The sequence below is a fragment of the Ralstonia sp. TCR112 genome (genome assembly GCF_007997035.1).
GTDB classification, from domain to species: Bacteria; Pseudomonadota; Gammaproteobacteria; order Burkholderiales; family Burkholderiaceae; genus Ralstonia; species Ralstonia edaphi.
In genome coordinates this window covers 1-11,547 of sequence record NZ_VOSS01000039.1, presented here as the reverse complement: position 1 = coordinate 11,547, position 11,547 = coordinate 1, and the positions used below count along the sequence as shown (strand labels likewise).

Below are 11,547 nucleotides of genomic sequence, written 5' to 3'. Positions count from 1 at the left end.
ACGTGGCGCGCGTGGTCGAGCGGGAAGGCCAGCTCGCCGAGCCGCAGGCCGCGCGTGCGTTGGCCGTGGCGGCGCGCAGTTACCTCGTGCAGCACGCCTCGCGCGACAAGGGCTGCTACCGCATCGCCGACAGCTCTCGCACGCAGCGCGTGCTGCCGCGCCCGCCGCTGGCCGCTGCGCGCAACGCAGCCGAATTTACCGACGCGCTGGTGCTGACCGGCCAGTCCGTGCAGTACCACGGCACCATCAGCGCGCGCGGCCAGATGAGTTGGACTGCCGCGCGTGCCGCCGCTCAACGCGGCCAGGGGTTCGACGCGATCCTCGCGCAGTGGTGGCCGCAGGCGACGCTCACGTCGTTCCAGAGCCCGGTGGCCGGCGATTGCTCGCCGGTGCGGGTGCGCAGCAGTGGCTGCAGGCGCGCGCGCCAAGTTGGTCGGCGCGTTTGGCTGCCGAGCCCGGCTACGAGGCGCCGCCGCTGCCCGCCGTGTGCGTCGTGCACGAGGGGCGGCCGTACGCCGACGCGCGCCGCAACCGGCTCTACGTGCATCGGCTTGCGACCGAGGAAGACCGCATCGCGCTGACGCACGAATATCTGCACCTTGCCTTTGCGCGCCACCGCGCGGGCAGGACGAACAGTTTGTCGAGGCGATGGCGCGTCGCCTGATCCGAGGGGAGGGTTTGCTGTGAAGAGTGGGATGACGCGCTTGGCGCTGGGCACCGTTGCGCTGCTGCTGGCCGCTTCGGCGTTGGCTGAGCCGGTGGCCGATCTGGAAGGGCCGATCGGCGGCTGGCGCAACAGCAAGCTGACCAACGAACTGGAGCAATACACCGCGGCGTATCCAAAACCGCCCGTAGACCGTGGCGCGCAAAAGTACCGCACGCTCATCGCCGGACGCATCCGCGCGGCCGGCAAGCAACGCCGCCCGCCGGTGCTCGTCGTCAACGGCAACGCCATGCCGCTGTATGGCGATGGCGAAGGCCGCTTCGCCCGTCCCTGGGCGTTCGGCCCGGGCTCGAACAGCGTCGAAATCGTCAGCGCCGACGGCCAGTCGCGCCAGCGCCTGCAGTTCTACGAGGCCGACACCACCAAGACGTCGGCCAAACTGCGCGCTGTCCTCACGTGGGACGACCCGCGCGCCGAGGTCGACATGCACGTCATTTCGCCGATTGGCGATCACGCGTTCTGGGCGCAGCCGCTGTTGTCCGACGGCGGCGGCCTCGACGTGGACAGCGTCGACGGTGCCGGCCCGGAGATCTTCTCGACCGCCGCGCCGCGCCCCGGCGTGTGGCTGTTCTACGTGAACTACTGGGGCAACTTCAACGCCGGCGGCTACAACTTCGACGAAAAAGCGCACGACCGAGATCTCATCACCGCGCAACTGACGCTGATCTATAACGAGAACACGCCCCACGAGCGGCGCGAGTTCGTCAGCGTGCCGCTGCGCAAGATCGGCGAGCTGGCGCTGATGAAATCGATCCGCTTCTGACGTGACCCACATGACGCCTTCCACTTTCCGTCTCGCCGTCGCCATTGCGCTGGCCACGTTTGCAGCCGCGGGCAGCGTGCTCGCGCAAACCGACACCGGCAATGTCGAGATCGCCGCGCCGCTCAACGGCTGGCGCAATTCGGCGGGCGACGAATCCCGCTACACGCAGGACGTGCATTACCCGGCGGTGTCGGTGTCCACGCCGCAAGGGCAGGGCGTGGCGTCGATGATCGCCGGGCGCATCCGCAACCAGCCGAAGGCGGCCGCAGCAACCGACGAGAACAAGCCGCGCCGCCGCCGTGGCGCCGATGGCTCGTCGGTCGGCACGCTGATCGTCAACGGCGTGGCCATGCCGCAGCGCATTGAGGCCGACGGCACGTTCTCGCGTCCGTACGCATTTGGCGCGGGCAGCAACAGCGTCGAGGTGCGCAGCGCGCGCGGCGACGCCAAGCGCGTGCAGTTCTACGACAGCTACACCGGCAAGCAGCGTCCGCGTTTGCGCGTGGTCCTGTCGTGGGACACCGACGGCACCGATCTCGACCTGCATGTCATCTCGCCTGATGGGCAGCACGCCTGGTACGGCAACCGCGTCGTCGAAAACGGCGGCGCGCTCGACGTGGACGTCACCACTGGCTACGGGCCCGAGATCTATTCGAACCCGGCGCCGGTGCCCGGCACGTACCTCGTCTACGTGAACTATTACGGCAGCGGCAACGACCGCAGCGCAATCACCACCGCCACCGTCAGCATCATCACCGACGAGAACACGCCGTCCGAACGCCAGCAGACGTTTGTCGTGCCGATGCGCAAGGCCGGCGATCTGACGTTGCTACGCAGTTTCACGATGAAGTAGCCCACACGATTCCGGAGTCGCCATGGACACGCAGACCGTTGCCGCCTACGACGCGCTCGCCGAAACCTTCGCGCAGGAATGGCGCGACCAGCCCGCGCCTGAAGACTTGTACGCGCTGCTGCGCCGCGAGTTCAAGGCAGGCGGCGCCACCGCCGACATCGGCTGCGGCGCGGGGCGCGAGGTGGCGTGGCTCAACGCCAACGGTTACCCGGCGGTCGGCTACGACGCGTCTGCCGCGCTGTTGGAAGCGGCACGCGAGCAATATCCGGGGCTGTCGTTCCGGCAGGCGCTTTTGCCTGAGTTGGTCGGCATTGCCGAAGGCGCGTTCGACAACGTCCTCTGCGAGACCGTCATCATGCATCTGCCGCCCGAGCAGATCGGCGCGGCGGTGCAGCGGCTGGTGTCGTTGCTGCGCCCGGGCGGCACGCTGTACCTGAGCTGGCGCGTCACGCCCGACGCCGACCAGCGCGATGGGCGCGGCCGGCTGTTCACGTCGTTCGATGCGGCGCCCGTGCGCGAAGCGCTGGCCGGCACCGAGGTGGTTTTCGACGAAGCGGCTGTCAGTCAGTCGTCGGGGCGGACGATCCATCGCATCGTTGCGCGCAAGGTCTGAACGCAGCGTTTCCGACAATCCGACTGTCCTGATTGACCGCCCCTCGGCGGGGTTTGTCACAATAGCGGTTTCGCCCAGCCCGCGCGTGACACCGCGCGCACCCGCCGTCCCGATGTACGACTCTCCCGCCATAGATCACGCGCTGCAGGCGCTGCCCGAAGACACCGCCGCCGCCACGCATGCGGTGCTGCACGATGTGTTCGGCTACAGCGCCTTCCGCGGCCCGCAGGCGGAAATCGTCGCGCACGTGGCCGACGGCGGCGATTGCCTCGTGCTGATGCCGACCGGCGGCGGCAAATCCCTCTGCTATCAGATTCCGGCGCTCGTGCGGCACCGGCGCGGGCAGGGCGCCGGTATCGTCGTGTCGCCGCTGATTGCGCTGATGCAGGATCAGGTGGCCGCGCTGGAAGAGGCGGGCGTGCGCGCCGCGTACCTCAACTCCGCGCTGACGGGCGCCGAGGCCGCGCAGGTCGAGCGCGATCTGGCGGCCGGGCGGCTGGATCTCGTCTACGTGGCGCCCGAGCGGTTGATGACGCCGCGCTTCCTCGAGCTGCTTGAGCGATCGCGCATCGGCCTGTTCGCCATTGACGAAGCGCACTGCGTCTCGCAATGGGGGCACGATTTCCGGCCCGAGTACATCCAGCTTTCCGTGCTGCACGAGCGTTTCCCGCACGTGCCGCGCATTGCGCTCACCGCCACGGCCGATGCGGTCACGCGCGACGAGATCATCGAACGGCTCGCGCTCACGGGTTCCCGCGTCTTCCTCTCCAGCTTCGATCGCCCGAACATCCGCTACACCATCGTCGAGAAGGACAGCGCGCGGCAGCAGCTGCTGCGGTTCATTCGCGCCGAGCACATGGACGGCGACACCTGCGACGCCGGCATCGTCTATTGTCTGTCGCGCAAGAAGGTGGAAGAGACCGCGCAGTGGCTGGCCGAGCAGGGCATCCGCGCGCTGCCGTATCACGCCGGGATGGATTCCGAAGTGCGCGCCCGCCATCAGGCGATCTTCCGCAAGGAGGAGGGCGTCGTGATGGTGGCGACCATCGCTTTCGGCATGGGCATCGACAAGCCGGACGTCCGCTTCGTTGCGCACCTCGATTTGCCCAAGAGCCTGGAGGGTTACTACCAGGAGACGGGCCGTGCCGGCCGCGACGGCCTGCCCGCCAACGCGTGGATGGCGTATGGCCTGGCCGACGTGGTGCAGCAGCGCCGCATGATCGACGAGTCCGATGCGGACGATGTGCACAAGCGCGTCTCTACCGCCAAGCTCGAAGCGCTGCTTGGCCTGTGCGAAGCCGCAACCTGCCGCCGCGTGGCACTGCTTGCGTACTTCGGTGAAAGCAGCCAGCCCTGCGGCAACTGCGATACGTGCCTCACGCCGCCGCAAACCTGGGATGCCACGCGCGAGGCGCAGATGGCGCTGTCGTGCGCATACCGCGTCCAGCAAGCCAGTCGCGTGAGCTTTGGCGCGGGCCAGCTCATCGACATCCTGCGCGGCAACGCAACCGACCGCATCAAGCAGTGGCATCACGAGACGCTGTCCACCTTCGGCATCGGCAGCGATCTGTCCGAAGCCGCTTGGCGCAGCGTGTTTCGTCAGTTGGTCGCGCAGGGTCTGTTTGCGGTGGATCACGGCGGTCATGGCGCGCTGATCCTGACCGATGCCGCGCGCCCCGTGCTGAAGGGCGAGCAGCCGGTGATCCTGCGCCGTCAGGCCGAGAAGGTGCGCGGCGCGTCGTCATCGTCGACGAAGAAGGAGCGTCGCGCCGATCCGGCTGCCGAGCTTTCCGCTGAGGCGCAGGTGCGCTGGCAGGCGTTGCGGGCCTGGCGGACGCAGGCCGCGCGCGAGCACAGCGTGCCGGCGTATGTGATCTTCCACGACGCCACGCTCGCGCGCATTGCGGAGACCGATCCGGATTCGCGCGAGGCGCTCGGCGAGCTGCCGGGTATCGGCATGGCCAAGCTGGACCGCTACGGCCAGGCGCTGCTCGACGTGCTGGAGAAGTGCCGCGAGCAAGCCTAGGCGGACGGTGGCAATGGCCCCATCACGCCGGTGCGGCTCAGGTGGTCGCCCAGAAAATCAACAAACGCCCGCACCTTCGGCAGCAGATGCACGCGCTGCGTGAATACGGCGTGCAGGGGCACCTCGCGCGCTGTGTAGTTCGTCAGCACCGCCTGCAGTCGGCCGGCCGCAATATCGTCGCGCACGAGATACGCCGGCCCGAGCGACACGCCCAGCCCCGAACGCGCCGCCTCGCGCAGCACGAGGCTGTTGTTCGCGAGCATTGAGCCGGTGACGTGTGCGACGTGACGTTGGCCCGCGGTGTCCGTCAGCACCCAGTCATAGGGGCCGTCGTAGTTGGCGTAGACGAGGCAGTTGTGGTCGCGCAAATCCTCCGGCGACTGCGGAATGCCCCGCTCGCGAAAATACGACGCGCGCCGTAGATGGCGTGCGCGCAATTCGCCAGTCGCCGCGCCACCAGCGACGAGTCCTCCAGCATGCCAATACGGATCGCCACGTCGATGCGCCCGGCGACCAGATCCGCGTAGCGGTCGTTCATGTCCAGATCGATCTGCACGGCGGGGTAGCGCGCCTGGAATGCGCCCAGCAGCGGCGCCAGCAATGTCACCGCAAACGAGGCCGGCGCCGACACGCGCAACGTGCCGCGCGCCTCATCGCGCAAGGCGCTCACGGCCTGCTCCGCTGCATCGACGAGCGCCAGGCCTTCGCGGCTTTTTCTCGAAGAACGCCGCACCCGCTTCGGTAAGCGAGAGGCGCCGCGTCGTGCGTTGCAGCAGGCGCGTCTGCAACCGCGCCGCCAGCCGCGCAAGCGCCTTGCTGATCACGCCGCGCGACATCCCCATCGCATCGGCCGCCGCCGACAGGCTGCCGCGCTCCACGACCTGCACGAAGACCATCACATCGGAGAGTCGATCCATATTTGCGCATGTATGGAAACAATATGGCGCCAGAGGCTACCTTAATCTGCGCGAATCGGCTGGCTAGGATGGAGCTTCCGACTCTTCGTCCCGTTCATCATGACCACCGAAGCCCCAGCCGTTCCCAACACGTCCCTCGCCGACGCGCTTCCCCGTGGCGCCACGCCGCTGTTTGCCGCCGCCGTCGGGCTCATCGTCATCAACCTGTTCGGCATCCAGCCGCTGGTCGCCGAGATCGCCGCAAGTATCGGCTGGACCACGGCCGCCACCGGGCTGCTGGTGACCGCCACGCTGGTCGGCTACGGCATCGGCCTCTTGCTGCTGATGCCGCTGACCGATCTGCAGGACAATCGCGCGCTCGCCTCGCGCACGCTATGGGGCGCGGTGGCGTCGCTGGCGCTGACCACCGTCGCGCACAGCGGCCAAGTGCTGATGCTGGCCGCCTTTGCCATCGGCCTCACGTCGACGGTCATTCAGATGTTGATCGCGCTGGCGGGGCGCTTGGCCGCAGACCACCGGCGCGGCCGCGTGCTCGGCGACATCATGATCGGCCTGAACCTGGGCATCCTGCTGTCGCGCCCGGCGGCCAGCCTGATCGCGGCGCAATGGGGCTGGCGTGCGTTCTACGGCGCATCTGCGGTGGCGATTGCCGTGCTGGCCGTCCTTCTGCCGCGCGTGATGCCGACCTTCGTGCCGCCGCGTGCGCTGTCGTACGGTGTGCTGCTCAAGTCGTATGGCCATCTTCTGCGCAACGAACCGGTGTTGCGTCGCCGCGCTGCCACGCAGGCTTTGCTGATGGCGGCGTTCACGTTGTTCTGGACGGCTGTCGCACTGCGGCTGGCGGCCGCGCCATTCCATCTTTCACAGAACGGCATCGGGATCTTTGCGCTGTGCGGCGCAGCTGGGGTCGTGGCGGCGCCCATCGCCGGACGGCTGGCCGATCGCGGCTTGGTGCGCGCAGGTACCCTGCTCGCGCACGGCAGTGCGGCGATGGGTCTGCTGTTGGCGCTGGTTTCCGCGCTGCTGCCAGGCCTGAGCGTCCCGGTCATGTTGACCATGCTGGCCGCCGCAGCGCTGCTGCTCGACTTCGGTGCCATCGGCGACCAGGCGCTCGGCCGCTACATGGTCAACACGCTGTCGCCGGAGGTTCGCGGGCGTGTGAATGGCCTATACACCGGGGCGTTCTTCTTTGGTGCGGCTGCAGGCGGCGGTTTGGCCGGTGCGGCCTGGGTGCGGGCCGGCTGGATCGGCGTATCGGTTCTCGCGCTCGGATTTGTGGTGGCCGCTGCACTCGTCTTTGTATGGCCCGCGCGTGCTTCCCGTGCCATCGGCGCCACACCGCGCCGCTGCTGACCCCGCCCGCGCGTCGCCAGAGCGGCGGCGCGCTTGACGCTTGCAAAGCAGGTTGCTATAGTGCCAGATTCGAGTTTTTGGCTTCTGGTTTCGCGCGTCCATGCCCGGCAAAGCGCTGTGCAAGACATCTGAACCAGACGGGCTCGCGCTCTTTGGTCTTGATCTGTTCCCGCAGGTCCTCCCTTCAGAGCGTTCTGCTCGCCACTTCCATAAAACCCGATTGCGCCGTCCGCCTCACATATGAGGCGTTCACGTTATGTGAACCGGCGATTTTTCAAAAACCAAGCTGGATTGAACAATGCCAACCATCAATCAACTGGTTCGCAAGCCCCGCGTCTCGGAAAAGCTGAAGAGCAAGAGCCCGGCACTTGAGAACTGCCCGCAGCGTCGCGGCGTGTGCACCCGCGTGTACACCACGACGCCGAAGAAGCCGAACTCGGCACTGCGTAAGGTCGCCAAGGTGCGCCTGACCAACGGTTTCGAAGTCATTTCGTACATCGGCGGTGAAGGCCACAACCTGCAAGAACACAGCGTCGTGCTGATCCGCGGCGGCCGTGTGAAGGACTTGCCGGGTGTGCGTTACCACATCGTGCGCGGCTCCCTTGACCTGCAAGGCGTCAAGGACCGTAAGCAAGCGCGTTCGAAGTACGGCGCGAAGCGTCCGAAGGCGGCCTAAGTCGCCAGTGAGATCGCGCCGCTTTTGCGGTCACGGTCTTGTCATGAGCAGGCGGTACAACGGTGCGTTTTTTGACCGCACTGGCACCGTCGAGTAAGTGGTCACCCGGCTCAGATTGTTGGAAGACAAGCTAGTTGGTGGCCGGAGAACCGAAGCGGTTCTCAACTGAACAGAGAAGGAAAGAAGATGCCACGTCGTCGTGAAGTCCCCAAGCGGGAAATTCTGCCGGACCCGAAGTTCGGCAATGTGGAAGTCGCCAAGTTCATGAACGTCCTGATGCTGGACGGCAAGAAGTCGGTGGCTGAACGTATCGTCTACGGTGCGTTCGACCAGATCGAAAAGAAAGCAGGCAAGGCGCCGATCGAGGTGTTCACGCTGGCTATCGGCAACATCAAGCCGGTGGTCGAAGTGAAGAGCCGTCGTGTTGGTGGCGCCAACTATCAGGTGCCGGTCGAAGTCCGGCCGTCGCGTCGTCTGGCATTGGCGATGCGTTGGCTGCGGGAAGCTGCAAAGAAGCGCAGCGAGAAGTCGATGGCCCTGCGTCTGGCTGGTGAGCTGCTCGAAGCCTCGGAAGGCCGCGGCGGCGCCATGAAGAAGCGCGACGAAGTGCACCGCATGGCTGAAGCCAACAAGGCGTTCTCGCACTTCCGCTTCTAAGCGACGCGAGACGTTGTTGGTTGCTGGGCGGGCTGTGTGCGCACATCTCGCCCATTTGTATTAGGGGCGCTTGGCCGTGGGCCGGCGCCCCGTTGACGAATCTGAGGATTAACCGTGGCTCGTAAGACCCCCATTGAGCGCTACCGTAACATCGGTATTTCCGCTCACATCGACGCCGGCAAGACCACCACGACCGAGCGGATCCTGTTCTACACCGGTGTGAACCACAAGATCGGTGAAGTGCATGATGGCGCTGCCACCATGGACTGGATGGAGCAGGAGCAAGAGCGCGGCATCACCATCACGTCCGCTGCTACCACCGCCTTCTGGAAGGGCATGGGCGGCAACTACCCCGAGCACCGCTTCAACATCATCGACACCCCGGGCCACGTGGACTTCACCATCGAGGTGGAGCGTTCCATGCGTGTGCTGGACGGCGCGTGCATGGTGTACTGCGCGGTGGGTGGCGTGCAGCCGCAGTCGGAAACCGTCTGGCGTCAGGCCAACAAGTACAAGGTGCCGCGTCTGGCGTTCGTCAACAAGATGGACCGTACCGGCGCGAACTTCTTCAAGGTCTACGACCAGCTGAAGACCCGTCTGAAGGCCAACCCGGTGCCCGTCGTGGTGCCCATCGGTGCTGAAGACGGCTTCCAGGGCGTCGTCGATCTGCTGGAAATGAAGGCGATCATTTGGGACGAAGCCAGCCAGGGCGTGAAGTTCGAATACCACGACATCCCGGCCAATCTGGTTGACGTCGCGAACGAGTGGCGCGAGAAGATGGTCGAGTCGGCTGCCGAAGCCAGCGAAGAGCTGATGGAAAAGTACCTGGGCGGCGAAGAGCTGTCCCGTGCTGAGATCGTCAAGGCACTGCGCGACCGTACCATCGCCTGCGAAATCCAGCCGATGCTGTGCGGCACCGCGTTCAAGAACAAGGGCGTGCAGCGCATGCTCGACGCCGTGATCGACTTCCTGCCGTCGCCGGTCGACATTCCGCCGGTTCAGGGCATCGACGAAAACGACGAAGAGAAGAAGCTCGAGCGCAAGGCTGACGACAACGAAAAGTTCTCGGCACTGGCGTTCAAGATCATGACCGACCCGTTCGTTGGTCAGCTGATCTTCTTCCGCGTCTACTCGGGCAAGATCAACTCCGGCGACACCGTGTACAACCCGGTGAAGCAGAAGAAGGAGCGTCTGGGCCGTATTCTGCAGATGCACGCCAACCAGCGCGAAGAAATCAAGGAAGTGCTGGCCGGCGACATCGCCGCTGCGGTGGGCCTGAAGGACGCCACCACGGGTGACACGCTGTGCGACCCGAGCGCTCCGATCATTCTCGAGCGCATGGTGTTCCCGGAGCCGGTGATCTCGCAGGCTGTCGAGCCGAAGACCAAGGCTGACCAGGAAAAGATGGGCATCGCCCTGAACCGCCTGGCTGCTGAAGATCCGTCGTTCCGCGTGCGTACCGATGAAGAATCGGGCCAGACCATCATTTCGGGTATGGGCGAGCTCCACCTCGAAATTCTGGTCGATCGCATGAAGCGCGAATTCGGCGTGGAAGCCAACATCGGCGCCCCGCAAGTTGCCTACCGCGAAACCATCCGCAAGAAGGTTGAAGATGTTGAAGGCAAGTTCGTCAAGCAGTCCGGCGGTCGCGGTCAGTACGGTCACGCTGTGATCACGCTGGAACCGGCGGACGACGAGGCGAAGAAGGCTGGCAAGAACTTCGAATTCGTCGACGCCATCAAGGGCGGTGTGATTCCTCGCGAATACATCCCGGCGGTCGAGAAGGGCATCGTCGACACGCTGCCGTCCGGTATTCTGGCGGGCTTCCCGGTGGTGGACGTGAAGGTCACGCTGACGTTCGGTTCATACCACGACGTGGACTCGAACGAAAACGCGTTCCGCATGGCCGGCTCGATGGCTTTCAAGGAAGCCATGCGCCGCGCCACCCCGGTTCTGCTGGAGCCGATGATGGCTGTGGAAGTGGAAACGCCGGAAGACTACACGGGTACCGTGATGGGCGACTTGTCGTCCCGCCGCGGCATCGTGCAGGGCATGGACGACATGGTGGGCGGCGGCAAGATCATCAAGGCCGAAGTCCCGCTGTCGGAAATGTTCGGTTATTCGACGTCGCTGCGCTCGCAGACGCAAGGCCGCGCCACGTACACCATGGAATTCAAGCAATACGCTGAGGCACCGAAGAACATCGCCGAAGCTGTGATGGCTGCCAAGGGTACGAAGTAATCAACGTGTTTTGGCGGCGCGCGCGTGCGTGCCGCCTGCATCCCAAATCTAGTAATTAGCCGATTCCGAATTGAGGAGCTGACATGGCAAAGGAAAAGTTCGAGCGGACCAAGCCGCACGTGAACGTTGGTACGATTGGTCACGTTGACCACGGCAAGACGACGCTGACCGCAGCGATCGCAACCGTGCTGTCGAGCAAGTTCGGTGGTACCGCGAAGAAGTACGACGAAATCGACGCAGCGCCGGAAGAAAAGGCACGCGGCATCACGATCAACACCGCGCACATCGAGTACGAAACGGCCAACCGCCACTACGCGCACGTTGACTGCCCGGGCCACGCCGACTACGTCAAGAACATGATTACCGGTGCCGCTCAGATGGACGGCGCCATCCTGGTGTGCTCGGCTGCTGACGGCCCGATGCCGCAAACGCGTGAGCACATCCTGCTGGCCCGCCAGGTTGGTGTGCCGTACATCATCGTCTTCCTGAACAAGTGCGACATGGTGGACGACGCCGAGCTGCTGGAGCTGGTCGAGATGGAAGTGCGCGAACTTCTGTCGAAGTACGACTTCCCGGGCGACGACACCCCGATCATCAAGGGTTCGGCCAAGCTGGCGCTGGAAGGCGACAAGGGCGAACTGGGCGAAGTGGCCATCATGAACCTGGCCGACGCACTGGACACCTACATCCCGACGCCGGAGCGCGCTGTTGACGGTACGTTCCT

General features: G+C 65.4%; 12 protein-coding genes and 1 pseudogene. 10 read left to right on the top strand and 3 right to left on the bottom strand.

What is annotated here, in order from left to right; all coding sequences use genetic code 11:
* The 5 genes and pseudogenes from FUT88_RS12850 to recQ form a co-directional block, all read left to right on the top strand.
* Positions 1–687: pseudogene (locus FUT88_RS12850) on the top strand (DUF2300 domain-containing protein); the annotation flags it as partial.
* Between the two features lie 8 nt (positions 688–695).
* Positions 696–1,487, top strand: a complete 792-nt coding sequence (locus FUT88_RS12845; RefSeq protein ID WP_261797142.1) for a YfaP family protein — start codon at positions 696–698, stop codon at positions 1,485–1,487.
* A 10-nt stretch (positions 1,488–1,497) separates the two neighbouring features.
* Positions 1,498–2,340, top strand: coding sequence for a YfaP family protein (locus tag FUT88_RS12840; protein WP_147215620.1), 843 nt, complete (start codon positions 1,498–1,500; stop codon positions 2,338–2,340).
* A 22-nt stretch (positions 2,341–2,362) separates the two neighbouring features.
* Positions 2,363–2,953 carry a class I SAM-dependent methyltransferase gene (locus FUT88_RS12835; protein ID WP_147215618.1) on the top strand — a complete coding sequence of 197 codons (591 nt, stop codon included), beginning with the start codon at positions 2,363–2,365 and terminating at the stop codon, positions 2,951–2,953.
* 112 nt (positions 2,954–3,065) lie between these two features.
* Positions 3,066–4,979: a DNA helicase RecQ gene (gene recQ, locus FUT88_RS12830; protein WP_147215616.1), complete on the top strand. Its 1,914-nt coding sequence runs from the start codon at positions 3,066–3,068 to the stop codon at positions 4,977–4,979.
* On the opposite strand, the gene FUT88_RS26715 is transcribed toward recQ, so the two are convergent.
* Genes FUT88_RS26715 through FUT88_RS26705 form a run of 3 tightly spaced genes read right to left on the bottom strand, consistent with a single transcriptional unit; the run spans position 4,976 to position 5,896 of the window.
* Complete coding sequence (locus FUT88_RS26715; RefSeq protein ID WP_261797141.1) at positions 4,976–5,347, bottom strand: LysR substrate-binding domain-containing protein; 372 nt, start codon at positions 5,345–5,347, stop codon at positions 4,976–4,978. The two genes, recQ and FUT88_RS26715, sit on opposite strands and share 4 nt — an antisense overlap.
* A complete protein-coding gene (locus tag FUT88_RS26710; RefSeq protein WP_261797140.1) occupies positions 5,287–5,649 on the bottom strand; it encodes a LysR substrate-binding domain-containing protein in 363 nt (120 codons plus the stop codon). Before FUT88_RS26710 ends, FUT88_RS26715 begins: the two co-directional genes overlap by 61 nt.
* The gene (locus tag FUT88_RS26705; RefSeq protein ID WP_261797139.1) at positions 5,630–5,896 is read right to left on the bottom strand and encodes a LysR family transcriptional regulator; all 267 of its coding nucleotides are present in this window, start codon (positions 5,894–5,896) and stop codon (positions 5,630–5,632) included. The genes FUT88_RS26710 and FUT88_RS26705 overlap by 20 nt, the downstream gene beginning before the upstream one ends.
* Before the next feature lie 99 nt (positions 5,897–5,995).
* Here FUT88_RS26705 and FUT88_RS12820 point away from each other — a divergent pair, with 99 nt between their 5' ends.
* From FUT88_RS12820 to FUT88_RS12800, 5 genes are all read left to right on the top strand, one after another.
* A complete protein-coding gene (locus FUT88_RS12820; RefSeq protein WP_147215614.1) occupies positions 5,996–7,249 on the top strand; it encodes an MFS transporter in 1,254 nt (417 codons plus the stop codon).
* A gap of 298 nt (positions 7,250–7,547) precedes the next feature.
* The gene (gene rpsL / locus FUT88_RS12815; protein WP_003265519.1) at positions 7,548–7,925 is read left to right on the top strand and encodes a 30S ribosomal protein S12; all 378 of its coding nucleotides are present in this window, start codon (positions 7,548–7,550) and stop codon (positions 7,923–7,925) included.
* A 186-nt stretch (positions 7,926–8,111) separates the two neighbouring features.
* Positions 8,112–8,582, top strand: a complete 471-nt coding sequence (gene rpsG, locus FUT88_RS12810) for a 30S ribosomal protein S7 (RefSeq protein WP_004634470.1) — start codon at positions 8,112–8,114, stop codon at positions 8,580–8,582.
* Between the two features lie 114 nt (positions 8,583–8,696).
* Positions 8,697–10,823 carry an elongation factor G gene (fusA, locus tag FUT88_RS12805; protein WP_027680274.1) on the top strand — a complete coding sequence of 709 codons (2,127 nt, stop codon included), beginning with the start codon at positions 8,697–8,699 and terminating at the stop codon, positions 10,821–10,823.
* 83 nt (positions 10,824–10,906) lie between these two features.
* Positions 10,907–11,547: GTP-binding protein (locus FUT88_RS12800; RefSeq protein ID WP_147215612.1), on the top strand; the 641-nt coding region annotated here is incomplete at its 3' end.

What these genes read in the sequence shown, in the direction of transcription:
- FUT88_RS12845 (WP_261797142.1), top strand. Translation starts at nt 696, where the DNA reads ATGACGCGCTTGGCGCTGGGCACCGTTGCGCTGCTGCTGGCCGCTTCG.
- FUT88_RS12840 (WP_147215620.1), top strand. Translation starts at nt 1,498, where the DNA reads ATGACGCCTTCCACTTTCCGTCTCGCCGTCGCCATTGCGCTGGCCACG.
- FUT88_RS12835 (WP_147215618.1), top strand. Translation starts at nt 2,363, where the DNA reads ATGGACACGCAGACCGTTGCCGCCTACGACGCGCTCGCCGAAACCTTC.
- recQ (WP_147215616.1), top strand. Translation starts at nt 3,066, where the DNA reads ATGTACGACTCTCCCGCCATAGATCACGCGCTGCAGGCGCTGCCCGAA.
- FUT88_RS26705 (WP_261797139.1), bottom strand. Translation starts at nt 5,896, where the DNA reads ATGGATCGACTCTCCGATGTGATGGTCTTCGTGCAGGTCGTGGAGCGC.
- FUT88_RS12820 (WP_147215614.1), top strand. Translation starts at nt 5,996, where the DNA reads ATGACCACCGAAGCCCCAGCCGTTCCCAACACGTCCCTCGCCGACGCG.
- rpsL (WP_003265519.1), top strand. Translation starts at nt 7,548, where the DNA reads ATGCCAACCATCAATCAACTGGTTCGCAAGCCCCGCGTCTCGGAAAAG.
- rpsG (WP_004634470.1), top strand. Translation starts at nt 8,112, where the DNA reads ATGCCACGTCGTCGTGAAGTCCCCAAGCGGGAAATTCTGCCGGACCCG.